The organism is Sagittula sp. P11 (assembly GCF_002814095.1).
GTDB lineage: Bacteria > Pseudomonadota > Alphaproteobacteria > Rhodobacterales > Rhodobacteraceae > Sagittula.
On the sequence record NZ_CP021914.1, the window covers coordinates 265453 to 287465 of the forward strand.

A 22013-nucleotide genomic window follows, 5' to 3' on the forward strand; every position below is an offset into this window, starting at 1 on the left:
ACAGTACATCTTGGAAATCCGCGCCCACCGCGGTTCGATCAGCCTGAATTCGGCGTTCGTGGCCATTACGCCGGCTGGTTCCGAGACGCGTTGAAAGGCAACGGAATACGCGCCTGCATCCCGGGCCGGAAGCAAAGCAAGACCCCGGTCAAATACTCCACTCGTAACATCGCTTCGCAATACATTGCCGGGCAGCGATCCAGATCGTCTTTGTCACGCTCAAGGACCGGCGGCGGGTAGCGACCCGCTATGACCGCTCCCCAAAGGTCTTTCTCTCAGCAATCGCTCCCGCCACGCCCGCCATCTACTGGTCATGAATCGCAACTCTGGCTGCGGCACGGGGTACCTTGCGGCCCGCCTTCGGGCGGAGAAGCCAGGGGCCGATACGCGCCACAAGGAGTGCGAAGGCGCAGGTCCATAGAAACGCGGAGAGGTCGATGCCGTCCAATCCCGCGACGACCGGTGCCGGGCCGGCCACACGCGCCGCAGCTGCCGCGATCATTAGAACGAAGGCCCCCGACAGGACCCTGCCCGCCTCCAGTGGCCGACCGGTATGCCCCATCGTCGCGCGCATCATCACCGCCACGGTCATGCCGCCGACCGCACCTATGCCCAGCACATGCGCCCCGCTTGCCGGCGCAACGAGGCCAAGTCCGGCCAGGGCCACGGCAGCAAATCCCAGCGGCACCATCAGGTAGGCAACGTGCAGCATCAGCAGGAGCGGCGAGCGCCATGTGCCTGCGCCCCGCCAGCGTGCGACCCGCACGAGATGCAGCACGGCGGCTGTCGTCCCGAATACGGCACAGATCATGGTGTAGGGGGCGACCACCCAGGCAATCAGCCCCGCAGCGCCAGCCGCCAGGCACAGCGCATCGAAGCGGGAGAAACCCACCGGCAACCGGGTCTCACCGCGCTGAACAAGCCAGTTGCGGGTAAAGCTCGGCACGATGCGTCCCCCGATCAACATGACGAGGAAGATCAGCAGTGCGATCCCGAGCCGGCGACCGTGATCCGCCGTTCCCTGCATCGCGGCCTCGGCATGGAACAGGATGTTGGCCAGCCAGAGCAGCGTCACGGGGACCAGCACCTTGAGGTTGCGCCAGTTCCGGCCGGCGACAATTTCCCGCGCGATCATCAAGGTCACCGCCAGAAGGAAAAGCTGATCGATCAGCGCCACCACGAATGGCCCCTGCCCCGTAAGCCCTGCCACGGCAACGCGTCCCGCAATCCAAAACGACAGCAGCAGCATCAGAGGTCCGCCGCGTGTCGGCAGGCGGCCGGTCCAGTTCGGCACAGCGGTAAACAGGAAGCCCGCGACGACGGCAGCGCCATAGCCAAAGATCATCTCGTGAATGTGCCAGTCCACCGGGTTTAACCGGCTGGCAAGTGCGAGGTCGCCGCGCCAGACCAGCCACCACATGGGAATAGCGAGCATCGCGAAGAGCGCAGCCGATAGGAAAAACGGTCTGAAGCCATAGGAAAAGAGCGCCGGGCCCTTGTATGTCTCGCGGTTGGTCATCGTGAACTCCTCTCCCGAGGGCAATCGGGCGGCGCCTTTGGCCCCGCCCGTGTCGATCAAATGACGAAGGGACAGGACGTCACTCGACCTGTGCGATGAGATCGGCCATGCGGCTCGTGGCCTTGCCCTTGTGTTTGACGGCGGTTGCCTCGTCGAGGTTTGCGGCGTCGCCAACCTGGAGCACCGCGACCATGCCCATGGCGTAATGCGGCGTGCATTTGACGCCATAGACACCCTGCGCGTCCACCGTCAGCTCGAACTCTTCGTTGAACTTGGTCTTGAAGCCGTCGACGCCATCGGGAAGCATACCTTCGATGGTCTCGACGTTGTGGCCCTTGTCGGCGGGAAGGAAGTGGATCACGTCGCCCGGTGCGGCCTTCACGAAGGCGGGCTCGAAGACCATCACACCCGCTTCACCCTTGTTCAGCATCTTGATCTCGTGGGTTTCGGCGCTGGCCAAGGTGGCCGCCAGGGCAAGGGCGGCGGTCATCATCATGGATTTGAACATCGGAGCATCCTTTCTGCGTTTCCGTTTGTTTCGTCTGCCCCCGATTTGCCGTAGACAGGCAGTCGGAACGTTGCCCTTGCACAAACTCCGGATGTGAAACCTTGCCGAAACTCGACGAAAGCCTGTTGACCGGCCTGCCGCCCTTTTCGCTGCTGGACCGCGCGCAGATCCGCGAGATCCTCGATCAGGCAGTGTCGCGCCGCTACGTCGAAGGCACGACGATCTTCGGCGAGGGGCATGACGCGGACCGGTTTTACCTGCTGCTGGACGGCTACCTGAGGGTTGTCCGCACGACCCCCGGAGGGGACCAGATCATCGTCTTGCACATTTCGCCGGGGCAGTTGTTCGGCATTGCGCCCGCCTTGCAGCGCGACACATACCCCGCCAGCGCTATCGCCGCGGCCGAGTCGATCGCACTGTCATGGCCGGTGCGTGTGTGGGATGACTTCACCAGCCGCTATCCCGGCTTTGCCACCGAAAGCTACAAGACCCTCGGTCAGCGCCTCGGCCAGATTCAGGAAACCCTGACGGAAATGGCGACGCAGGCGGTGGAAAAGCGCGTCGCCTGCGCGCTGCTCCGCATGGTCCATCAAAGCGGCCGCAAGACGGACAAGGGGATCGAGATCGCCTTTCCCGTGACCCGGCAGAACATCTCGGACATGACCGGCACCACCCTGCACACCGTCAGCCGGCTGCTGTCGGCATGGCAGAAAGAGGGCATCGTGGAATCGACCCGCAAGCATATAGTGGTCACGGATCCTCATGCCCTGGTGGTGCTGAGCGAGGCGTGACGGCTACGGCTTGGCCAGGCGTTCCTGCAATTCGGCGCGGAACGCGTCCTCGTCCAGATCGTATTCCAGACACGCATCCGTAATGGCGTGAAATGGCGCGATCAGGCAGCCGGGGCACAGCATCCGTCGGTCCATGAAAACCCCGGCCATGTCCGGCCATGCGGAAAACAGTTCCGAGAGAGGTAGTTCCGGGTCGTCGAAATCGGGCTGCGACATGGGCTGTCCTTTCATAGCCACATGTTGCCCGTACCTTTCGCCGGCTTCTTTGCGTTTGCACAACAAGTGGTGGGACAGCCCCCGATAAACAGCGGTCATCCGAAACAATTCGACAGGACCGCGACATGTCTGAATTCCTAACAAAATCGCGGGCAAGGAACGTGTTCTACGGGGGATCCATATTCTTCGTCGTCGTGTTCGTGGCCCTCACGGCGCAAAGCCACCTGCACATCGTGGACAAAGCCACAGCCGGGATGCCCCTGACCGACGAGGTCGTCCTCGGCAAACATGTGTGGGAGCGCAATTCCTGCATCAACTGCCACACGCTGCATGGTGAAGGCGCCTATTTCGCCCCCGAGGTCGGCAACGTGATGACCCGCTGGGGCGTCGCCGACGACCCCGAGGGCGCCTACGAGATGCTGGACGGCTGGATGCAGGCGCAGCCCTCCGGAATCGAGGGCCGTCGCCAGATGCCGCATTTCGAGATCACCGAAGAGGAGATGCGCGGTCTCGCCGAATTCCTCCGCTGGGCCGATCAGACCGACACCCAGAACTGGCCGCCGAACGACGCGGGCTGATCGTGGGAAAGGAGAAAAAACATGAAATACCAATCGCAAAAGGTGGCTTACGCCTATTTCCTCGCCGCGCTGGCGCTGTTCGGCATCCAGGTGCTGGGCGGGCTGCTGCTGGGCTGGATCTACGTTTCGCCCAACACATTGTCCGAGGTCCTGCCGTTCAACATCGTGCGCATGATCCACACCAACGCGCTGATCGTCTGGCTGCTCTTGGGCTTCTTTGGCGCGGCCTATTACCTTGTCCCCGAAGAGTCAGAGCGCGAGATATTCTCGGTCAAGCTTGCCTATATCCAGCTGGCGATCCTCGTGGTCGGAACGCTGGGCGCGGTCGGGTCGTACCTCGTCGGCATTCACGGCGGACGCGAATTCCTCGAACAGCCGCTCTGGGTCAAGTTCGGCATCCTCGTGGCGGCGGTGATCTTTCTCGTGAACGTCTCGCTGACGTTCCTTGCGGGGCGCAAGACGGCGATCACCAACATCCTGATGATGGGTCTGTGGTTGCTGTGCCTGCTCTGGGTCTTCGCCTTCATCAACCCGGACAACCTGTCGCTCGACAAGATGTACTGGTGGATGGTCGTGCATCTCTGGGTCGAGGCCACCTGGGAGCTGGTCATGGCTGCGATCCTCGGCTTCCTGATGCTGAAACTGACCGGGGTCGACCGCGAGGTGATCGAGAAATGGCTCTACATCATTGTCGCCACCGCGCTGTTTTCCGGCATCCTCGGCACCGGGCACCATTTCTACTGGATCGGCACACCGGGCTACTGGCAGTGGATCGGCTCGATCTTCTCGACCTTCGAGGTGGTCCCGTTCTTTGCCATGATGTCCTTTGCCTTCATCATGGTCTGGAAAGGCCGCAAGAACCACCCCAACAAGGCCGCGCTGCTGTGGTCGCTGGGGTCCTCCACCGTCGCCTTCTTCGGCGCGGGCGTCTGGGGCTTCCTGCACACGCTGCACGGGGTGAACTTCTACACCCACGGCACTCAGATCACCGCCGCCCACGGGCACCTCGCCTTCTACGGCGCTTACGTGGCGCTGAACCTGGCGATGTTCACCTATGCGATGCCGATCCTGCGGAAGCGGGACCCGTATAATCAGGTGCTGAACATGGCGAGCTTCTGGCTGATGACCGGCGGCATGGCCTTCATGACCTTCACGCTGACCTTTGCCGGCACGATCCAAACCCACATGCAGCGCATCGTCGGCGACTACTACATGGACGTGCAGGATCAGTTGGGCCTGTTCTACCTGATGCGCTTCGGCTCGGGCATCGCCGTGGTGCTGGGTGCCCTGCTGTTCATCTACTCGATGCTCGTGGTGCGCCGCGAGGTGGTGAAACCCGGCCCCGTCGCCGTACCCGGAGAGTGAGCCATGAAAGACCTGATCCATACCGACCTGCCGTTCTACCACGCACAATCCGACGAATGCGCGGTGTTCCAGACGGCCTATGAAAACTGCCTGCCCCTTCTTCTGAAGGGGCCGACAGGCTGCGGCAAGACACGCTTTGTCGAACACATGGCTGCACGGCTGGACCTGCCGCTGCATACCGTCGCCTGTCATGACGACCTGTCGGCGGCGGACCTGATCGGACGCTACCTGCTGAAAGGCGGCGAAACCGTCTGGGTCGACGGCCCGCTGACCCGAGCCGTGCGCGAGAGCGGTATCTGTTACCTCGACGAGGTGGTCGAGGCGCGCAAGGACGTGACCGTGGTCCTGCACCCGCTGACCGACGACCGCCGCCGTCTGGTCATCGACCGCACGGGCGAAGAGCTGCAGGCGCCCAAGCCCTTCATGCTGGTGGCCAGCTATAACCCCGGCTACCAGAACATGCTGAAAAAGCTGAAGCCGTCCACTCGGCAGCGGTTTGTCTCCATCGGCTTCGACTTCCCGACACCCGAGGTCGAAACCCCGGTGGTCATGCGCGAAAGCGGGCTGGACGAAGCGCGGGCGACTGCCCTCGTCCGGCTGGCGGGCAAGATCCGCGCGCTGTCGGGCATGGATCTGGAGGAAGGTGTCTCGACCCGCCTGCTGATCTATGCGGCCACGATGATTGCGCGCGGCATGGCGGTGGATCGCGCCATCGAGGCCGCCATCATCGAACCGCTTTCCGACGAGCCGGATGTGCAGCAGGCGCTGCGCGATCTGGCCGCCGTGATCTACGGGTGACGCCATGATCCACGTCCTCGACCTGATGGAGCCCGAAGAGACCGTCGGCAACCTCTGGCACGACATGGCGTCGCGCTGGGGGGCCGTTGCGGGGGACGAAGCCCGGGCGGTGACGTTCGACGCGATGCGGCCCTCGGTGCTGGCGCTGTTCCGGGCGCTTGGCGGCGCGGCGGGGGTGGAGATCACCCCGGCCCCGCTGACCACATCCGACCATCGCCCCGACCGGCTGCGGCGCATCGGGACGCCCCGTGAAAAGACCTGTGATGCCGATTTCGACGGGGACCGCCTGCGCCTGCCGCCGGTGATCGACACCTTTCCCACGCGCGATCTGAACCGGGCCTGCTATCTTTGGCTCACGGCATTGGCGGCGTTTGTCGATCTGCCCGAACCGCAAGCCGACCCTCTGGCTGCCGACCGGGCCCAGATCGACGCGTTGGCGCAGGCCTCCGACCGGGCCTACGCCGCCTGCCCCGGCCTGCGCGGGCCTCACGGGCAATTCTGCACCCACATCACTCTGAACCGGCACCGCTCAGGCCTGCCGCATTGCGAGGCTGGTATCGAGCGGATGCTGCTGGACCAGCTCTGTGGCCACGCACCCCAGCGTGAGTGCCTGACGTGCCCGGCCCCGCGCGGCTACCGGACCTTCGCGCCACTGCCGATCTGGCCGCGCCTGCGGCCCCGAACCCGCAGCGACCGGCCCGCCGCGGCGAGTGACGAGGCCGCTGCCCCCGCGATGGCCCTGCCCACCCGCAAGGAGGCCCGCCGCGAAGACCGCGATCAGGCCAATCGCAACGACAGCTTCATCGTGCACCGGTTCGAGTCGATCATGTCCTGGGCCGAAAGCCTGAACATCAACCGCATGGTCGATGACGACGATCAGGACAACGCCGCCAAGGCTGCCGAGGATCAGGACCACCTGACCCTGTCTCAGAACATGAAACGCGCCGCCACCCGACTGCGCCTGTCGCTGGACCTGTCGCCACAGGATGCGGACCACGAACGGCTTGCGGGCAAATTCACCTATCCCGAATGGAACCGCCGCACCGGAGCCTACATGCCCGACCACACCCGCGTGCTGGAGGCCGAGGCCAAACCGCGCGCCGACTACGCCCCCGATCCGCGCCTTGTCGCCCGCGTGCGACGGCAGTTCGCGCCCCTGCATCCCCGCCGCGTGATCCTGCCCCGGCAGCTGGACGGCGATGATCTGGACCTCGATGCGGTGGTGACGTCGCAGACCGACATGGCCTGCGGGCAACAGGGCAGCGACCGGGTGTGGCAATCGGGCCGCCCGATGGCGCGTGACCTGAGCGTTGCGATCCTGATGGATTGCTCGCGGTCGACCGAGGCTGCGCTCGGCGATACCTCGGTGATCGAAACCGCGCGCGAGGCGCTGGCCGCGCTGTCCTGTGGCATCGACACGGCGGGCGACCGGCTGGGGATCTGGGGGTTCTCGTCGCTGAAACGCGACCGCGTCTTCCTGCACCGGGCCAAGACATTTGCCGAACCGATGTCACAGGCTGTCACCACCCGCATCGGCGGCTTTCGCCCCGGGCACTACACCCGGCTAGGGGCCGCGATCCGGCATGTCTCGGCGCAACTGGCAGATGAGGGTGCGACCCGCCGGCTGCTGCTGGTGCTGACCGATGGCAAACCTAATGACCTCGACCACTACGAAGGCCCGCACGGTATCGAGGACAGCCGCATGGCCGTCCGCGAGGCCCGCGCGCTGGGGCAGTCGGTGCATGGCGTGATCGTCGATCAGGACGGACAGGACTGGTTCGCGCGGATCTTTGGCCGCGCCGGGTTCACCCTGTTGCCCGATCCGCAGCGCCTGCCCCGCGCCCTGCCTGACATCTACCAGACCCTGACCATGGAGAGCTGACATGAAACGTCTTTTGATCCTTGCCGCCCTGATCCCCGCCCCAGCGCTGGCCACTTTCGACCGGCCCATCCCGCAGCCGCAGACAGATGTGGCCGAATTCTGGTTCTTCGTCGGATCGGTCGCCCTGATACTGGCCCTCGTCGCCGTGCAGTTACTGGTCAGCCGCAGATGAAACCCGGATGGAAACTGCTGGCCGGGCTCTATCCGTTCGGTGCGGGGGCGATGGGGGTGAACCTGTTCTTTGCCTCGCTGATCGGGTCCTGGCTGGGCTGGCCCGTGCTGACGCCGTGGCAGTCTGCCGCCGGGGGGCTGGTGATCGGTGCCCCGGCGACCTACGCCTTTGCCTGTCACATCATGCGGCTGATGAAGGAGGCGGACGAGGCATGACCGGCTGGGCCGAATACACCCTTGCGCTCGCACTTTTTGCGGCCAGCCATTTCGTGCCGCGCCTCGGCGGCCTGCGAGAGAGGCTGATCGGCGCGGTGGGACGCCGGGTCTATTTCGCTGCCTATGGCGTGATCTCGCTGGCCCTGCTGGTCTGGGTGATCGCTGCCGCCGGGCGCGCCCCCTATGTGGAGCTTTGGCCGCAATTGCCATGGACGCGCTGGGTTCCGAACCTCGCGATGCCTGTGGCTCTGGTGGTTGTCGCTTGCGGTATCGGTGCGGCGCAACCCTTTACCCTTGGCGGGGGCAAGACATTCGATCCCGCGCAGCCCGGCTTTGCAGCCGTCTCGCGCCATCCGCTGTTCCTTGCGCTGGCGCTGTGGGCCGGGGCGCACCTGTTTCCGAACGGGGATCTTGCCCATGTCATTCTCTTCGGCAGCTTCGCCGCCATGGCACTGGCCGCCATCTTGGCCTTCGATGCAAAGGCGCGGCGCGCGGCTCGGGCGGATATCTTCGCGCACACGGCGCTCCTGTCGCTGAAACCCATGACCTGCTCGGCGTGGCGACGCGCCAACCTGCGCCGCGTGCTTATCCGCAGCGCGATGGGCTTGTTGGTGTGGGTGGCCTTGCTCCACTTGCACGGGCTCGTGATCGGCGTTTCGCCCTTTCCTGTCTGAAGCTTGATCCTGCGCAAAGTCGTGCCGCCGGAAAAGGCGCATATCGGCCGCATGAAACACCTAGACCGCCTCAGATCCCTTGGCCTGTTCGACAGCCGGGTGCCCCGCTACACCTCATATCCCACAGCGCCGGTCTTTGCGCCCGGCGTAGGCTCCGCCGACCAAACCCGCGCGCTGGCCGCACTGGACCCGGCCCAGCCGGTGTCCGTCTATCTGCACATTCCGTTCTGCGAACGCCTGTGCTGGTTCTGTGCCTGCCGCACGCAGGGGACGAAGACCCTGTCCCCGGTGGAAAGCTACCTCGGCACGCTGGAACAGGAACTTGCGCTGCTCAGGGACATCCTGCCCAAGGGTCTGCGCATGGGGCGGATGCATTGGGGTGGCGGCACGCCGACGATCCTGCCGCCCGAGATGATCCACCGTCTGGCGCAGGCGGTCCGAGCGGTGATCCCGGCCACCGAGGATTGCGAATTCTCGGTCGAGATCGACCCGACCATGGTCGACCGCCCGAAGATCGCGGCACTGGCTGCCGAGGGCATGAACCGCGCCAGCATCGGCATTCAGGACTTTGACCCTATGGTGCAGGCCGCCATTGGGCGGGAACAACCCTTTGACATCACGCAGGCCTGCGTTGACGACCTGCGCGCGGCGGGCATTCGCTCGCTGAACGCCGACCTTGTCTATGGTCTGCCGCACCAGACCACCGAACGGCTGGATGATACGGTGTCCAAGGTGCTGGAGCTGGCACCCGACCGCGTTGCACTGTTCGGCTATGCGCATGTGCCCTGGGTGTCCAAGCGGCAAAAGCTGATCCCCGAAGACGCCCTGCCGGCCGAAGAGGCGCGCCACGCGCTGGCGACGCTTGCCGCCGCACGGTTCAACAGCGCCGGGATGACCGCCATCGGGATCGACCATTTCGCCCGCACGGGTGATGGGCTCGCCCGCGCCGCTGCCACCGGGCATCTGCGGCGCAATTTCCAGGGCTATGTCGACGATACCTGCCCGACGCTGATCGGTCTTGGCGCTTCGTCGATCTCGCGCCTGCCCACAGGTTACGTCCAGAACGCACCCGCCACCGCCGCCTATGTCCAGCGGATCGAGGCCGGGCAGCTGGCCGGTGTGCGCGGCCACCTGATGACCGCGGACGACCTGCTGCGCGCCCGCGCGATCGAGATGCTGATGTGCGAGTTCCGGCTGGACCGCGCGGCGCTGCGGGACGCCTTTGGCGGACAGACCGCAACGCTGGATGCAGAGATCGCTCTGCTGAGCGGGCGGTTCGGCGATCTGGTGGTGGTGACGGAGGATGCACTGACCATCGCGCCCGAGGGCCGTGCGCTGACGCGGATCATCGCCAGCGCCTTCGATGCGCATGTCCCCGATGGCATCCGCTACAGTCAGGCGTCGTAAGCGGGGGTCATTTCCCCCGCACCAGCCTGAAGCCAAGGTGATCCGGCGGCAGCCCCACGGCGCAGCCGCCGACACTAGCATCGCGGACAAAATCGATCACTGCAGCGCGGTGCACGCCTCCGGCGATGCGCACACCGCAATAGGGTTCCGTCTCTGCCACGGTGCCATCCGCCGCCAATTCGCCGTTCTGCATGCAGCCATCTGTCCATTCCCAGACATTGCCTGACACATCCGCCAAACCGTTGGAGTTCAGGCCGAACTCACCGGCGGCATATAGTGTCGGGTCGGCATCCCGACGCAGGGTCGCGCCGTTTTCATAGCTCGCCAGCATCTGCGCGCCCGGATCGGCAACCGCGTAATCCGGTCCGCTGTCGCCGTAGCGTTCCGCTGCAGCCAGCTGCCATTCGACGTCGGAGGGCAAGCGCCAGTCCGCACCGGTCCGCTTGGCATACCAGCGGGCAAAGGCGGTGGCGTCCTTCCAGCTGACCCCGGTCTGCGGGGCGTCAGGCGGCACGGTGCGGACCCGGTCACATGCCTCGTCTGCCACACAGGCGGCGTATTGCGCCCCGCTCACCTGGTATTTCATGATGTCAAAGCCCTGCACGGTCATCGGCACCGGCCGCGGCGTACGCGTCTTTCCAGACCGAGAGAAATTCCCCAACGGGCGAAACGCGATCCCACCTGTGGCCACATGCACCATTTCCGGTGGATCGAAGGGCGGATCTGCCTGCTGTCGCGCTGCGATCCCCGAAACGAACGCGACGCCGACCGCCGCCATGGCAACAACGATTTTCATCGGTTCCTCCGATCAAATGAAAGAGGCGGTCACATCCTGCGACCGCCCCCTGTCTTTCCTTTTTGGCTGCATCAGATCGCGTTCAGATCACTTGGGGCAAGGACCTGTTCCATCAGGTCGTTGTTCCAGTCGCCCTCGACCTTCACATGTGCGGTTGCGCCAAGGTTCACCGCCTCGATCAGGTTGTGGTTCACGTAGGCATAGACCCCCGGTTGCAGGAAGGTATACAGCGCCGCGCCCGCCGAACCGCCCCGGATGAACCAGGTTTCCATGTCGCGGTCGGGGACGTTGTTGAACTTGCCGTGCTCCCAAACCAGGTCGCCGTGCCCGCCGATCAGGTGCGGACGGGTGTCGCGGTTGGCCTGGCTGTGGACGAACAGCACCCGCTCACCGACATTGGCGGTCATCGCGTTGTCGCCGGTCAGCGCGCCGACCTTGCCGTTGAAGACAACGTGGGTCGGGATCAGCCCGTTCATCACCTCGAGCGTGTCGGCATAGCTTTCGCCAACATCGGCGTAGCGCTTGTAATCGCCGTTCTCGTCCTTGGGAATGTAGAACTCGTTCTCGCCGATATAGTAGATGCGGTCGTAGCTGACCGGGTTGCCCTCGTGGTCTTTCAGCCCGTCACGCGGCAGCACCATGATCGTCCCCGCCATGCCCGAAGCGACGTGCCACGGGATCATGGGGCCGCCCGGTGCGCAGTGATAGACAAAGGTGCCCGGACGCGTTGCCTTGAACCGCAGGATGGTCTTTTCGCCCGGGTTCACATGAGTCAGCGCGCCACCACCCAAGGCCCCTGTCGCGGCGTGGAAATCGATGTTGTGCGGCAGCATGTTGTCTTCGGGGTTGATCAGGGTCAGCTCGACGTAGTCCCCTTCGTGCACCACCATCATCGGACCCGGGATCGACCCGTCAAAGGTCATGCCCTGCAGATAGGCCCCGTCATCGACCTCGATCTCCTTTTCGGCGATCTTCATCTCGAATTCGACGATGCGGGGTGCGCCGGGCGCAACCTGTTCGTGGTCGTGCACGAAGGGCGGCGCGATCAGCTTGCGCTTGATGCGGGTGAGGCTCGACAGGTCCGCAGGGGCCGCAAGCGGGGCCGCCACAGTCTCTGCATGCGCAGCCTTGGCCAGGATCGGAAGCGAGGCAACCCCGGCTGCGCCCATCAATGCGGCTCTTCTCGTAAGCATTTTCTCATTCCTTCTCGGTATGTCTGCGCGTTGAGAAGAGTTTATCCGGAGGCGCGGCGCGGAACGTTGCGGAAATGCAAGTTCCCGGCGACTTGGTACGCATTTGACGGGCTCGAGGGGGGAATGCCGGCAGGGTGACCTACAAGAAGCATCGCTCCCCGGGTTGCACGAGAACATTCCCTTCCGGTTGCCGATGTCGGGCCCCTATGAGGTCGACCTTATCGAGCAGATGGAGACGATCTTTGGTCAGGACCTCGACGGCCGTCGACGCTGCATCCGTTACGGCAGCACTATCTTGCAGGGCGCTGGTGGGAACGGAGCGGATCGCGCTCCTGCCAGTCGGTGCGAATATGTGGCCAACCCCAAGCGGTGCCCAGATCAAGGTGCCGACCGCGTCGAGGTAGTGACAGTACGGACCCCCAAGCTCAATCTGTGCCCCGAAGACATCCGCACCGACCAGCCTTGCCCATCCAGCCGCCCCACCGCGCAGATCTCGCCCACGTTCATTGCATCGCGCAGTCCTTTGCGGTGCAAGCGCCGCAACAGGCTGTTTGTTCCACATCCTTGCGCAACCTCGTTTAGCGTCAATGCCATGCAGGGTCGCCCGAGACGCACGGCGGTATCATCCATCGTCACACTGTCGAGTCCGACCATGGATTGTGCCGCCTCGATTTCGACTGGTCACCCCGCACGGCCGCATTGGCATGGGCGGCAAACAGCGGCTGGACAATCAGATCGAATGAACCTTCAGTCGCGTGGTACATTTCGCGTGCCATCGACAGTGGTCTATGTCCCGTTTTTCTTCCAGTTTCAGGGAGCCATGCAACTGTCAGCGTCCGGTGATCCCCGGGAAGGCGACCAGCAGACCAACCGCCAGGACTTGCAGTGCAATGAAGGGGAGCAACGATCGAAAGATCTCGCCCAGCGATATGTCCGGCGGCGCGACCGACTTCAGGTAGAAGGCCGCCGGGCCGAAGGGCGGCGACAGGAAACTGACCTGCATGTTCATGGCGAAGAGCACGCCGAACCACACCGGGTCGAGGCCGAGCGTCTTGATGATCGGCACGAAGATCGGCATCGTCAGAAGCGCGATCCCCACCCAGTCGAGGAAGGCCCCCAGCACAAAGAGGATCGCCATCATCACCAGCACGATGACCGTCGGATTGTCGGAAATACCCGTCATCAGCTCCGAGATGAAGCGGATCCCCCCCATCAGGTTGTAGACCCCCACGAGCGCCGTGGCGCCGATGCCGATCCAGACGATCATGCCGACGGTGGCCAGCGTTTGCATCGCGCTGTCGCGCAGCATGGCAAACGAGAACTCACCCCGCAGGACTGTCGACAGCAGCACGCCGCCGACGCCCACGGCAGAGGCTTCGGTCACCGAGGCGATCCCGGCATAGATCGAACCCAGCACGAAGAAGACGACCAGCAGCGGCAGGATCAGCCCTTTGAGCAGCTTGATCTTTTCCGCACTCGGGATCGGCACGGGATCGGGCGGCGGCGCGATGTTCGGTCTGCTGTAGGACAGCACGAGAATATAGATCACGTAGAACATCGCCAGCATGAAGCCGGGGATGAAGGCCGCGGTGAAGAGGTCCCCGATCGAGACGTTGGCCGTCAGACCGTAGATGATCAGCACGATGGACGGCGGCACCATCGTGCCCAACGAGCCGCCCGCGCAGACCACGCCGATGGCGAGCTTGCGGTCATAGCCCTGCCGCAGCATCTGAGGCAGCGCGATCATGCCCAGCAGGACGATTTCGCCACCGATGATCCCGGACATCGCGGCCAGTACCACTGCGACAAAGATCGTCTGAACCGCCACCCCGCCGCGCAACCGGCCGCCGATCAGCTTCATCGCGTCGAACAGGTCCCGCGCGATGCCGGATCGGTCCAGCAGCGCGGCCATGAGCACGAACATGGGCACCGAGACAAAGACGAAACTCTCGACAAAGGTGTAGATCCGCGAGGTGATGATCGGCACCGCCATGGTGCCATACCCCAGGAGGGCAAAGACCAGCGCGACCAGCAGCGTGACACATGTCGGTGACCATGTAGCCCGGGCCAATGGCGTTAGACTGGATGCCCAATTCGCCCCACTCCGCCGCCATCGCCTTGATCAGCATCTTGATGCCGCCCTTGGCGACCGTGTAGGGCGCCACCGTTGCGCGGGCCAGTTCCGAGGTGAGCGAGCCGATGTTGATCACCTTGCCCCTGCCCCGCTTGGCCATGCGTTTCGCGGCCTCGCGCCCGACGACGAAGGCAGCGGTCAGATTGATGTCGAGGACGCGGCGCCAATCGGCGGTCTCGAGTTCCAGCATCGGCTTTCGGAACTGGATGCCGGCGTTGTTGACGAGGATGTCGACGTCGATGCCCTCCGCATCCAGCGTCTCGAAGGCCGCGACGATCGCCGCCTCATCCGCCACGTCGAAGGCCGCTGTCAGCACGTCGTAGCCCTGATCGCGCATCGCCTGCGCGGCGGCCTCAAGCCGTTCTTGGTTGACGCCATTCAGGACAATGCGCGCCCCGGCTTGCGCGAGGCCCTCGGCAAAGGCGCGGCCCAGACCACGCGAAGAGCCGGTGATGAGGGCGGTCTTGCCGGTCAGATCGAACAGGGGATGGCTCATGAAACCTCCGAAATGCGTGTTGTCAGATCGCTGCGGTCAAAGAATTCCGGGCGCAGCTCGGTGCCCAGGCCGGGGCCGTCCATCGGGTAGACGTAGCCCCCCTCGATGCGCGGCACCTCGGTCACCAGTTCGCGATACCAGCCGTTGTAGAAGGCGCGAACCGATTCCTGGATGAGCGTGTTGGGCTGGCTGAAGGACATGTGGATCGCGGCGGCAAAGCCCACGGGGCCGATGCAGTCATGCGGCGCAAAGGGGCGGTGGTAGGTGTCGGCCATGGCGGCGATCTTGCGCCCCTCGGTCAGGCCGCCGGTCCAGCACAGGTCCGCCATGACCACATGCGCGGCGTCCCGGTCGAGGAATTCCTTGTAGGCAAAGCGCGAGCCCAGCGTTTCCGACGCGCAGGTCCAGACCGAGGTCGATGCCGCGAATTCCGCCAGCGCCTGCGCGTTGTTCATGCGGATCGGGTCCTCGTACCAGCGCGGTTGGTAGTCCTCCAGCACGCGCGCGATGTCCTTGGCCACGGGCAGGTTCCACAGGCAATGCAGCTCGACCATGATTTCCATCCGGTCGCCAACAGCCTTGCGGATCTGTTCGAAGGGCTTCACCGCCGTCTTCATCTGGTCCGCGGTGATGAACATGCCCTTGTTCTCGATCGCGGGCGGATCGAAGGGCCAGATCTTCATCGCGGTGATGCCCTTGTCCAGCAGGTCCTCGGCCAGCGCACCCGCATCGGTCATGAAGGCGTCGAGGTCCTCGTACTGGCCCTCGTCCCGGTTCCATGTGTCGACCGGCTTGATCTTGTTGGTGCGCACATAGCGGGTGCCCGCGCAGGTGTTGTAGACGCGGATCCGCTCCCACGACTGTCCGCCGAGCATCACATGCACCGGCTGGCCGGCCACTTTTCCAAAGATGTCCCACAGCGCGATGTCGATGGCCGAGGCGGCGCGATATTCGACGCCCGTGCTGGCCTGCGCATTGGGCAGGCTGACCATTTCCTTGTGCAGCGCCTCGATGTTCAGAGGGTTCTGCCCCAACAGCCGCACGGCAAGCGTGTTGTGGATGTGCGCCTCGCAGGCTTCGGCCCCGTAGAAGGTTTCGCCAAGCCCGGTAATCCCGGCATCGGTTTCCACGTGGACCCAAAGCACGTTGGCGAATTCCTCCGCACGATAGGTACGAATGGCGGTGATCTTCACGTCAGATGTCCTCCCTGCGCGTCCGGTCAGGCCGGTAGCGTTCGTCACGGCAATGCCTATCTGTCGCGTTGGCAGGTGGCTACATTTCGTGACAATTTCCGATAGATTGTCAGACAATATGGTTGCAGAATCCACTTAGAAGCCGGATTTCGCCCTTCACTGGCGGGAATCACCGCAACCAACGCCGAAGGGAGGCACCGCATGACAAATCCCATATCCGGCGAGCCCGGGCTGGCCGAAATGGCCATGAAGCGCATTCGTGACCTGATCCGCGCGCAGGGCCTGCGCCCCGGCGACGCGCTGCCGTCAGAGGCCGCTCTTGCGGAACACCTGGGCGTGTCCCGACCCGTGACGCGCGAAGCGCTGCGCGGCCTTGCCACGCTGCGGATTCTCGATATCGGCGGGTCGCGCAAGGCGCGCGTGGCCTTGCCAGATGCCTCGGCCCTGAGCCTCGTTCTCGACCACGCGACCTATAGCCGGGGATTGAGCATTCAGCAGGTGCTGGACGTGCGCAGGACGCTGGAGATGCGCACCGTTGGCCTGGCTGCGATGCGGCGCAGCGACGCCGAGGCGACAGAGCTGCTGGACATCACCACCCGCATGTTTGCCGCCCTCGAGGGGGGGCATACGGACCTCATGGAACTGGACATCCGCTTTCATTCCCTGATTGCAAAGGCTTCGGGCAATCATCTCTATTCCATGCTCGTCGACAGTTTCTGGATCATCACGCGGCAGACCTGGGCCATCGGATGGCGTTCGCGTGCAACGCACCAGAACCGCCGCGACAACATCAAATGCCATGAACGGATCGCGACCGCGATCATGGCGCAGGATGCCAGCCGCGCCGAAGCCGCCATGTCCGAACACTTCGACAGTGCTGTCAGCGTGCTGCTGCGTGCTGGCGTGACCTGAAGGGCGCGTTCAAGTCGATCTTGGGATTAGGTTGCTTCTAAAGATTCGGGTTTGTCACCAAAAACTGAGCAACCTGCCAACCTTGTCGCCGAGCAGCATCGAGATAGCCAAGCTCCGCTCTGGTTGATAGCGGTGGTTCGGTTTCTCTGAACAGTTTCCCGGCATTTTCTAAGTGGTTTTCTGCCTTGTTTAGGCCGCCACCGCTTCAGGCCTCGGCCGGTTGAAGTAGCCTGATCGGGTGTTTTCCCGTCGGTGATGAATGCGACCAACGAGAAAGGCTAAAGACAGATCACCGCGAAACCCTTTCCGCAACGATCGTGTACCCGGGCGAAGAAGAGAGGCAACGTCCCCTCCGCCCGGATGCCTCAAACGCGGCGCTGCCGGAACGCCCGGACGCCGGACCACAGCATCAATAGCGCCGTCGCGCCCAATACGGTGGCACTGATCGGCTCGGTGATGAAAGTGGTCAGGTCCCCCCGGGACATCAACAGGGCGCGGCGCATGTTCTCTTCCAGCATCGGCCCCAGAATGAAGCCCATCAACAATGGTGCTCCGCTTATGTTTACCAGGCGCATTGCGTAGCCCAGAAGCCCGATGCCCAGTACGATCAGGATGTCCAGACTGGTCAGCTTGACGCTGTAGACGCCGACGCAGATCAGGCAGATGATTCCCGGATAGAGCAAGCGATAGGGGATCGACAGGAACCGGATCCAGATCCCTACCAAGGGTATGTTCAGGACCAGCAGAAGCACGTTGCCGATCCAGAAGCTCGCCACCAACGCCCAGAACATGTCTCCGTGGTCGGTGATCAGCCGCGGCCCCGCGGGGATGCCGTGGATCAGCAGTGCACCGAGGATCAGCGCCATCGTTGCGCTGCCCGGGATGCCCAGCGTCAGCGTGGGGACGAAAGCGGTCTGCGCCGCGGCGCTGTTGGCCGCCTCCGGCGCGGTGACACCTTCGATGATTCCCGTGCCAAAGGCCTCGGGCCGTCGGCTCACACGCTTTTCAAGGGTGTAGGCCAGGAAGGAGGCGATGGTCGGCCCGGTGGCAGGCAGTGCGCCCAGCAGCGAACCGAGCAGCCCTCCGCGCAGGATCGGCATGGCACTGCGCCTACGGTCATCCCGCGTGGGCAGCATGTCTCGCAGGCGCACGTTGGCCTTTACCGACATGTGATCGCCACTCATCACCGTGGCCAGGATCTCCGCGATGCCGAACACACCCATTGCGATGATGATGATGCTGATGCCGTCGAACAGCTCCATCGTGCCGAAGGTGAAGCGTTGTACGCCGGTGTTAATGTCGGTGCCGATGGTGCCGAACATCACCCCAAGGACCACCGATGCACAGCTTTTGAGCACCGCGCCCTGGGTCATCGTGGTCGATGCCAGCAGACCAAGCACCATGATTGAAAAGTAATCGGCCGGACCGAAGCGCAGCGACAAATCCGCGAGAATCGGCGAGAACGCCGTCAGCAGCACGATACCGATGGTGCCGCCCAGAAAGGATGCGATGGCAGTGATGAAGAGCGCCACGGGCGCCCTGCCCTGCCGCGTCATCTGGTAGCCCTCGATGCTGGTCACCGCGCTAGACGCCGAGCCCGGCAGATTGATGAGGATCGACGAGATCGACCCGCCATATTCTCCGCCGTAATAGATGCCGGCGAGCATCACCAGCGCGGCCTCGGGTGACAGGTAGAAGGTCATCGGCAACAGGATCGAGATCCCGATCATGGATCCGATGCCTGGCAGCACACCGACAAAGGTGCCCACAGTCACGCCTATGAAGCAGAAAAGCAGGTTTTCCGGAGACAGCGCACTGGCGAAACCGCCGATCAGGTTGGCGAGAATATCCATAGATCAGAAACCTGCCCAGACGCGGATCGGCATGGACAACAGCACGATGAAGAGGAGCCAGATGGCGACGGCAAGCCCGGCCGACAGCATCAGTGCCTCGCGCCAAGTGGTCGAGGGGGTGGCCTTTGCGGCGATAGTGCCGCAGATCACGATCGCCGGGATAAGGCCCAGCCGGTCGATGGTCAGGCTGAAGGCGATGAAGGCCGCTGAAATGAACAGCAACGGCCGGAGCGCAGGCGGGCGCGGAATCTCACCCTGCCGGGCAAGCCCCATGATGATCAGTGCGACGCCGAGCAGCGTACCGATCACTCCTAGGACGAGCGGGAAAAAGCCCGCCTGCATCCGGGCGAGACTGCCGATGTCGTAGGATATCGCCCCGATTCCGAATCCCAGACTCAGGGCAACGATCACGATTCCGGCGAGCACGTCCGAAGACGCAAGGCGGTGGCTAATGGCGGTCATCTTTGGACTACCTCTCTGTTTAGGTTGTTATTTTTGGTTTCTGCCCCGGCTCTTGGGTGGCTGGGTGCTTTTGTCCTGCGCTGGCGAACCGGCGCTTGACAAGATGGAACGATGGTCGCATCGTTTAAAAACAATTACAACAATTGCTATGCAATACAGAGAAACATCATGATCAATTCTGTCCTTCGGGTGCTCGCCGCCGCTGTCGCTCTTGCCACGCCTGCGCTGGCGCAGGAATTTCCGACCCAGCCCGTGCGCGTCGTCGTGCCCTACAACGCCGGCGGAACCGTCGATTACGTCGGTCGCGTCACCGCCGCCGAGATGGGCAAGCTGATGGGCGAGAACTTTGTCGTCGAGAACCGGCCCGGCGCCTCGGCCAGCATCGGCAACCAGTATGTCGCCAACGCTGAGGCCGACGGCTACACGTTGTTGATGACCTCGGTGACAAGCAACGCCATCACCAGCGCGCTCAACCCCGACACCGCCGGCTATGTGCTCAAGGACGATTTCGCCCCCGTGGGCGCCGTGGGCCGCGTGCCGCTGATGCTGGTGGCCGCGAACAACATCCCCGCCGACACGATCGAAGAGCTGATCGAATACGCAAAGGCGGAAGAGCTTCCGCTGACCTATGCCTCCTCCGGCATCGGCTCCACCGAGCATCTGGGCGCGATTGTGTTCGCCGATGCCGCCGGTATCGAGCTTGAGCACATCCCCTACACCGGAGGTGCTCCGGCGATGGTCGATCTGGTGGCGGGCCGGGTGTCGCTGATGGTCGCGACCGTCTCCACCGCCCTGCCGCAGCTCGAGGCCGGGGCGATCAAGCCGATGGTCGTCGCGATGCCGGAGCGCATCGACATGCTTCCCGACGTGCCGAGCGCAACTGACGCGGGCCTCGACAGCTTCAACGTGGCCTCGGTCTACGGCCTGCTGGCCCCGTCGGACATCGACGAGGCGACGATGTCCGCGCTTCGCTCCGCGCTGCAGGAGACGGTGAGCAGCGAGGCCTTCGTCACGCAGATGGGCGAGCGCGGCATCGTGCCCTCGACGGATGCGCCCGAGGATGCAGGCAAAATCTACGAGGCCGAGGTGGATACCTGGTCCGAGCGCGTGCTCGCGGTCGATTTCGACTGATCTGCAATCGGTCACCGCCCTTGCGGGGCGGTGACCGAAAACAACGCGCGCCCTGACCGCACCGATGCTGCGGTCAGGGCGCCCCCTGCCGGGCCCACCGCCCGGAAAATTTCTCCGAGGAAAAAGTTTCAATGTCCCAAAGCGTAGAGATGGACCCGGTCAACGATGTCCTGTTCAAAGACCTGCTGGCGCAGCGCGCCGCAACCGACCCGGATCGCATCTTTCTGAAGTTCAAGGATGACGTCTACACGATCGCGGATATCAACCGCGCCGCGAACAAGGTGGCAAACGCGCTGCTCGCATCGGGGCTTGCACCCGGCGACCGCGTGGGGCTGATGCTGCCCAGCCACCCCGACCACATCGTCGCCATTTTCGCGACGATGAAGGCGGGACTCGTGCGCGTCCCGGTGAATATCCACGCCAAGGGCGACTCTCTCGAGCATTACTTCACCTCCTACGACATGGCGGCGCTGATCGCGGACGCAGCCTACGCAGAGGCGCTTGAAGCCGCTTTCGCAACCGCGCCTCGCCCTGCGATGTTCTGGCGCGGCCAGCAGACCCCGGCGCCGGACAGCTACGAGGCGCAGGTCGCGTCCGCCTCCGACGCGGAACCGGACGCTGTCTTCGGCCCTGACGACGTGCTGGCCCTGACCCCCAGTTCGGGGACCACCGGCGCGCCGAAGGGCGTTTTGAAATCCGACCGGACCCTGCGCGGTGGCCCGATGGCCGTGCTGAACATCACCGACGCAAAGAAGGGCGACGTCTTCCTGCTTTGGGAAGCGCTTCACCACGGCGCAGGCGTCGCGGTGATTATTTCGGCAGTCATCGGCGGCGTGACCCTGGCCATGGTGGAACGCTTCAGCGCCTCGGGCTTCTGGGACGACGTACGCCGGCATGGCGTCACGCACATCCATTACCTCGGCGGTGTGTTGCCGCTGCTCCTCAAGCAAAAACCTTCCGAACGCGACCGCGACCACAATGTGCGCATCGCCTGGGGCGGCGGCTGCCCGCCCGAAATCTGGCGGGACGTCGAGGAGCGCTTTGGCGTCGAACTGCGCGAGGGTTACGGACTTTCGGAGCTGATCACTTTCGTGACGCTGAACAAGGACGGCCGCGTCGGCTCGTGCGGACGGCCGCTGTCGCTTTTCGACATGATGATCGCCGACGATGAGGGCAACGAAGTGCCCCGCGGCGAAACCGGCGAGATCGTGGCCCGCGGCACGCAGAAGGGGCTCGGCTTCCTCGGCTATTTCCGCAATGAGCAGACCACCCGGGACACCGTGCGCGACGGCTGGCTGCTGACCGGCGATCTTGGGCGGATGGATGAGGACGGCTACATCTTCTACGCTGGCCGGAAGAAGGAGATGCTGCGCCGCCGCGGCATCAACATCTCGGCCTGGGAGGTCGAGCAGGTGGTGAACAAGCACGCCGCGGTTGCCGAAAGCGCTCTGGTCGGCGTGCCCAGCGAGCTTGGCGAAGACGAGCTCAAGATCTTCGTGAAACTGGTCGATGGCGCTGCGTTCGATCCGATGGAGCTTGTGACCTTCTGCGAGACGCGCATGCCCTACTATCAGGTCCCGCGCTATGTTGCGGTGATCGAAGAGTTCCCCAAGACCCCGACCCAGCGCATCCGCAAGAAGGAACTGTCGCGCGGCACCGAGGGCGCCTGGGATCTTGACGCGACCGGCTACAAACCGGGCCGCAAATCCGCCTGAGCC

Annotated in this window: 22 protein-coding genes and 2 pseudogenes; 13 read left to right on the forward strand and 11 right to left on the reverse strand. The window is 64.0% G+C overall.

From position 1 onward, the window contains the following. Positions 1–51: 51 nt before the first annotated feature. Positions 52–317, forward strand: a pseudogene (locus CDO87_RS27335) (transposase); the annotation flags it as partial. Here CDO87_RS27335 and CDO87_RS23260 read toward each other — a convergent pair. Beyond that, positions 305–1519 carry an NnrS family protein gene (locus tag CDO87_RS23260; protein ID WP_100931290.1) on the reverse strand — a complete coding sequence of 405 codons (1215 nt, stop codon included), beginning with the start codon at positions 1517–1519 and terminating at the stop codon, positions 305–307. The pseudogene CDO87_RS27335 and the gene CDO87_RS23260 sit on opposite strands and share 13 nt — an antisense overlap. A 79-nt stretch (positions 1520–1598) precedes the next feature. After that, positions 1599–2027: a pseudoazurin gene (locus CDO87_RS23265; protein ID WP_100931291.1), complete on the reverse strand. Its 429-nt coding sequence runs from the start codon at positions 2025–2027 to the stop codon at positions 1599–1601. A gap of 101 nt (positions 2028–2128) precedes the next feature. Between CDO87_RS23265 and CDO87_RS23270 the strand changes: the two genes are divergently transcribed. Then, positions 2129–2818, forward strand: coding sequence for a Crp/Fnr family transcriptional regulator (locus tag CDO87_RS23270; RefSeq protein ID WP_100931292.1), 690 nt, complete (start codon positions 2129–2131; stop codon positions 2816–2818). Positions 2819–2821: 3 nt separating this feature from the next. Here the strand turns inward: CDO87_RS23270 and CDO87_RS23275 are convergent, their stop codons facing one another. Next, a complete protein-coding gene (locus tag CDO87_RS23275; protein WP_100931293.1) occupies positions 2822–3034 on the reverse strand; it encodes a DUF1858 domain-containing protein in 213 nt (70 codons plus the stop codon). 125 nt (positions 3035–3159) lie between these two features. On the opposite strand from CDO87_RS23275, the gene CDO87_RS23280 reads away from it, so the two are divergent. From CDO87_RS23280 to hemN, 8 genes are read left to right on the forward strand one after another with little or no spacing between them, the layout of a single operon-like run. Beyond that, entirely contained in the window at positions 3160–3612 is a 453-nt protein-coding gene (locus tag CDO87_RS23280; RefSeq protein ID WP_100931294.1) for a cytochrome c, read from the forward strand. 21 nt (positions 3613–3633) lie between these two features. Next, entirely contained in the window at positions 3634–4977 is a 1344-nt protein-coding gene (locus CDO87_RS23285) for a cbb3-type cytochrome c oxidase subunit I (protein ID WP_100931295.1), read from the forward strand. 3 nt (positions 4978–4980) lie between these two features. Further along, positions 4981–5775 (forward strand): CbbQ/NirQ/NorQ/GpvN family protein, encoded by a 795-nt coding sequence (locus CDO87_RS23290; RefSeq protein ID WP_100931296.1) that lies wholly within the window; start codon positions 4981–4983, stop codon positions 5773–5775. A gap of 4 nt (positions 5776–5779) precedes the next feature. After that, positions 5780–7657 carry a nitric oxide reductase activation protein NorD gene (locus CDO87_RS23295; protein ID WP_100931297.1) on the forward strand — a complete coding sequence of 626 codons (1878 nt, stop codon included), beginning with the start codon at positions 5780–5782 and terminating at the stop codon, positions 7655–7657. Between the two features lies 1 nt (position 7658). Then, positions 7659–7829 (forward strand): hypothetical protein, encoded by a 171-nt coding sequence (locus tag CDO87_RS27105; protein WP_198521912.1) that lies wholly within the window; start codon positions 7659–7661, stop codon positions 7827–7829. After that, positions 7826–8044, forward strand: a complete 219-nt coding sequence (locus tag CDO87_RS23300; RefSeq protein WP_100931298.1) for an NnrT protein — start codon at positions 7826–7828, stop codon at positions 8042–8044. Before CDO87_RS27105 ends, CDO87_RS23300 begins: the two co-directional genes overlap by 4 nt. Then, positions 8041–8718 carry an NnrU family protein gene (locus tag CDO87_RS23305; RefSeq protein WP_100931299.1) on the forward strand — a complete coding sequence of 226 codons (678 nt, stop codon included), beginning with the start codon at positions 8041–8043 and terminating at the stop codon, positions 8716–8718. The genes CDO87_RS23300 and CDO87_RS23305 overlap by 4 nt, the downstream gene beginning before the upstream one ends. A gap of 51 nt (positions 8719–8769) precedes the next feature. Then, positions 8770–10125: an oxygen-independent coproporphyrinogen III oxidase gene (gene hemN / locus CDO87_RS23310; protein WP_100931370.1), complete on the forward strand. Its 1356-nt coding sequence runs from the start codon at positions 8770–8772 to the stop codon at positions 10123–10125. A gap of 7 nt (positions 10126–10132) precedes the next feature. Here the strand turns inward: hemN and CDO87_RS23315 are convergent, their stop codons facing one another. From CDO87_RS23315 to CDO87_RS23335, 6 genes and pseudogenes are all read right to left on the reverse strand, one after another. Continuing rightward, on the reverse strand, positions 10133–10921 hold the full coding sequence (locus CDO87_RS23315) for an SUMF1/EgtB/PvdO family nonheme iron enzyme (RefSeq protein WP_100931300.1): 789 nt from the start codon (positions 10919–10921) through the stop codon (positions 10133–10135). A 71-nt stretch (positions 10922–10992) separates the two neighbouring features. Next, positions 10993–12114 carry a copper-containing nitrite reductase gene (gene nirK, locus CDO87_RS23320; RefSeq protein WP_100931301.1) on the reverse strand — a complete coding sequence of 374 codons (1122 nt, stop codon included), beginning with the start codon at positions 12112–12114 and terminating at the stop codon, positions 10993–10995. Positions 12115–12492: 378 nt separating this feature from the next. Beyond that, positions 12493–12768: an FAD:protein FMN transferase gene (locus CDO87_RS27625; RefSeq protein ID WP_157815100.1), complete on the reverse strand. Its 276-nt coding sequence runs from the start codon at positions 12766–12768 to the stop codon at positions 12493–12495. Between the two features lie 175 nt (positions 12769–12943). After that, complete coding sequence (locus CDO87_RS23325) at positions 12944–14185, reverse strand: TRAP transporter large permease subunit (protein WP_100931302.1); 1242 nt, start codon at positions 14183–14185, stop codon at positions 12944–12946. Beyond that, a pseudogene (locus CDO87_RS23330) lies at positions 14148–14744 on the reverse strand (SDR family NAD(P)-dependent oxidoreductase); the annotation flags it as partial. The gene CDO87_RS23325 and the pseudogene CDO87_RS23330, both read right to left, overlap by 38 nt. Beyond that, positions 14741–15937, reverse strand: a complete 1197-nt coding sequence (locus CDO87_RS23335; RefSeq protein ID WP_100931303.1) for a mandelate racemase/muconate lactonizing enzyme family protein — start codon at positions 15935–15937, stop codon at positions 14741–14743. The pseudogene CDO87_RS23330 and the gene CDO87_RS23335, both read right to left, overlap by 4 nt. 201 nt (positions 15938–16138) lie before the next feature. Here CDO87_RS23335 and CDO87_RS23340 point away from each other — a divergent pair, with 201 nt between their 5' ends. Further along, positions 16139–16849, forward strand: a complete 711-nt coding sequence (locus CDO87_RS23340; RefSeq protein ID WP_100931304.1) for a FadR/GntR family transcriptional regulator — start codon at positions 16139–16141, stop codon at positions 16847–16849. Between the two features lie 365 nt (positions 16850–17214). Here CDO87_RS23340 and CDO87_RS23345 read toward each other — a convergent pair whose 3' ends face one another. Both CDO87_RS23345 and CDO87_RS23350 read right to left on the reverse strand, forming a co-directional pair. Further along, a complete protein-coding gene (locus tag CDO87_RS23345; RefSeq protein ID WP_100931305.1) occupies positions 17215–18702 on the reverse strand; it encodes a tripartite tricarboxylate transporter permease in 1488 nt (495 codons plus the stop codon). Positions 18703–18705: 3 nt separating this feature from the next. After that, the gene (locus CDO87_RS23350; RefSeq protein WP_100931306.1) at positions 18706–19164 is read right to left on the reverse strand and encodes a tripartite tricarboxylate transporter TctB family protein; all 459 of its coding nucleotides are present in this window, start codon (positions 19162–19164) and stop codon (positions 18706–18708) included. A 168-nt stretch (positions 19165–19332) separates the two neighbouring features. Here CDO87_RS23350 and CDO87_RS23355 point away from each other — a divergent pair, with 168 nt between their 5' ends. After that, positions 19333–20295, forward strand: a complete 963-nt coding sequence (locus CDO87_RS23355) for a tripartite tricarboxylate transporter substrate binding protein (RefSeq protein WP_254698475.1) — start codon at positions 19333–19335, stop codon at positions 20293–20295. 131 nt (positions 20296–20426) lie between these two features. Then, entirely contained in the window at positions 20427–22010 is a 1584-nt protein-coding gene (locus CDO87_RS23360) for an AMP-binding protein (protein WP_100931308.1), read from the forward strand. The last annotated feature ends 3 nt before the right edge of the window (positions 22011–22013 follow it).

What these genes read in the sequence shown, in the direction of transcription:
- CDO87_RS23260 (WP_100931290.1), bottom strand. Translation starts at nt 1,519, where the DNA reads ATGACCAACCGCGAGACATACAAGGGCCCGGCGCTCTTTTCCTATGGC.
- CDO87_RS23265 (WP_100931291.1), bottom strand. Translation starts at nt 2,027, where the DNA reads ATGTTCAAATCCATGATGATGACCGCCGCCCTTGCCCTGGCGGCCACC.
- CDO87_RS23275 (WP_100931293.1), bottom strand. Translation starts at nt 3,034, where the DNA reads ATGTCGCAGCCCGATTTCGACGACCCGGAACTACCTCTCTCGGAACTG.
- CDO87_RS23280 (WP_100931294.1), top strand. Translation starts at nt 3,160, where the DNA reads ATGTCTGAATTCCTAACAAAATCGCGGGCAAGGAACGTGTTCTACGGG.
- CDO87_RS23285 (WP_100931295.1), top strand. Translation starts at nt 3,634, where the DNA reads ATGAAATACCAATCGCAAAAGGTGGCTTACGCCTATTTCCTCGCCGCG.
- CDO87_RS23290 (WP_100931296.1), top strand. Translation starts at nt 4,981, where the DNA reads ATGAAAGACCTGATCCATACCGACCTGCCGTTCTACCACGCACAATCC.
- CDO87_RS23295 (WP_100931297.1), top strand. Translation starts at nt 5,780, where the DNA reads ATGATCCACGTCCTCGACCTGATGGAGCCCGAAGAGACCGTCGGCAAC.
- CDO87_RS27105 (WP_198521912.1), top strand. Translation starts at nt 7,659, where the DNA reads ATGAAACGTCTTTTGATCCTTGCCGCCCTGATCCCCGCCCCAGCGCTG.
- CDO87_RS23300 (WP_100931298.1), top strand. Translation starts at nt 7,826, where the DNA reads ATGAAACCCGGATGGAAACTGCTGGCCGGGCTCTATCCGTTCGGTGCG.
- CDO87_RS23305 (WP_100931299.1), top strand. Translation starts at nt 8,041, where the DNA reads ATGACCGGCTGGGCCGAATACACCCTTGCGCTCGCACTTTTTGCGGCC.
- hemN (WP_100931370.1), top strand. Translation starts at nt 8,770, where the DNA reads ATGAAACACCTAGACCGCCTCAGATCCCTTGGCCTGTTCGACAGCCGG.
- CDO87_RS23315 (WP_100931300.1), bottom strand. Translation starts at nt 10,921, where the DNA reads ATGAAAATCGTTGTTGCCATGGCGGCGGTCGGCGTCGCGTTCGTTTCG.
- nirK (WP_100931301.1), bottom strand. Translation starts at nt 12,114, where the DNA reads ATGCTTACGAGAAGAGCCGCATTGATGGGCGCAGCCGGGGTTGCCTCG.
- CDO87_RS27625 (WP_157815100.1), bottom strand. Translation starts at nt 12,768, where the DNA reads ATGGTCGGACTCGACAGTGTGACGATGGATGATACCGCCGTGCGTCTC.
- CDO87_RS23340 (WP_100931304.1), top strand. Translation starts at nt 16,139, where the DNA reads ATGACAAATCCCATATCCGGCGAGCCCGGGCTGGCCGAAATGGCCATG.
- CDO87_RS23345 (WP_100931305.1), bottom strand. Translation starts at nt 18,702, where the DNA reads ATGGATATTCTCGCCAACCTGATCGGCGGTTTCGCCAGTGCGCTGTCT.
- CDO87_RS23350 (WP_100931306.1), bottom strand. Translation starts at nt 19,164, where the DNA reads ATGACCGCCATTAGCCACCGCCTTGCGTCTTCGGACGTGCTCGCCGGA.
- CDO87_RS23355 (WP_254698475.1), top strand. Translation starts at nt 19,333, where the DNA reads ATGATCAATTCTGTCCTTCGGGTGCTCGCCGCCGCTGTCGCTCTTGCC.
- CDO87_RS23360 (WP_100931308.1), top strand. Translation starts at nt 20,427, where the DNA reads ATGTCCCAAAGCGTAGAGATGGACCCGGTCAACGATGTCCTGTTCAAA.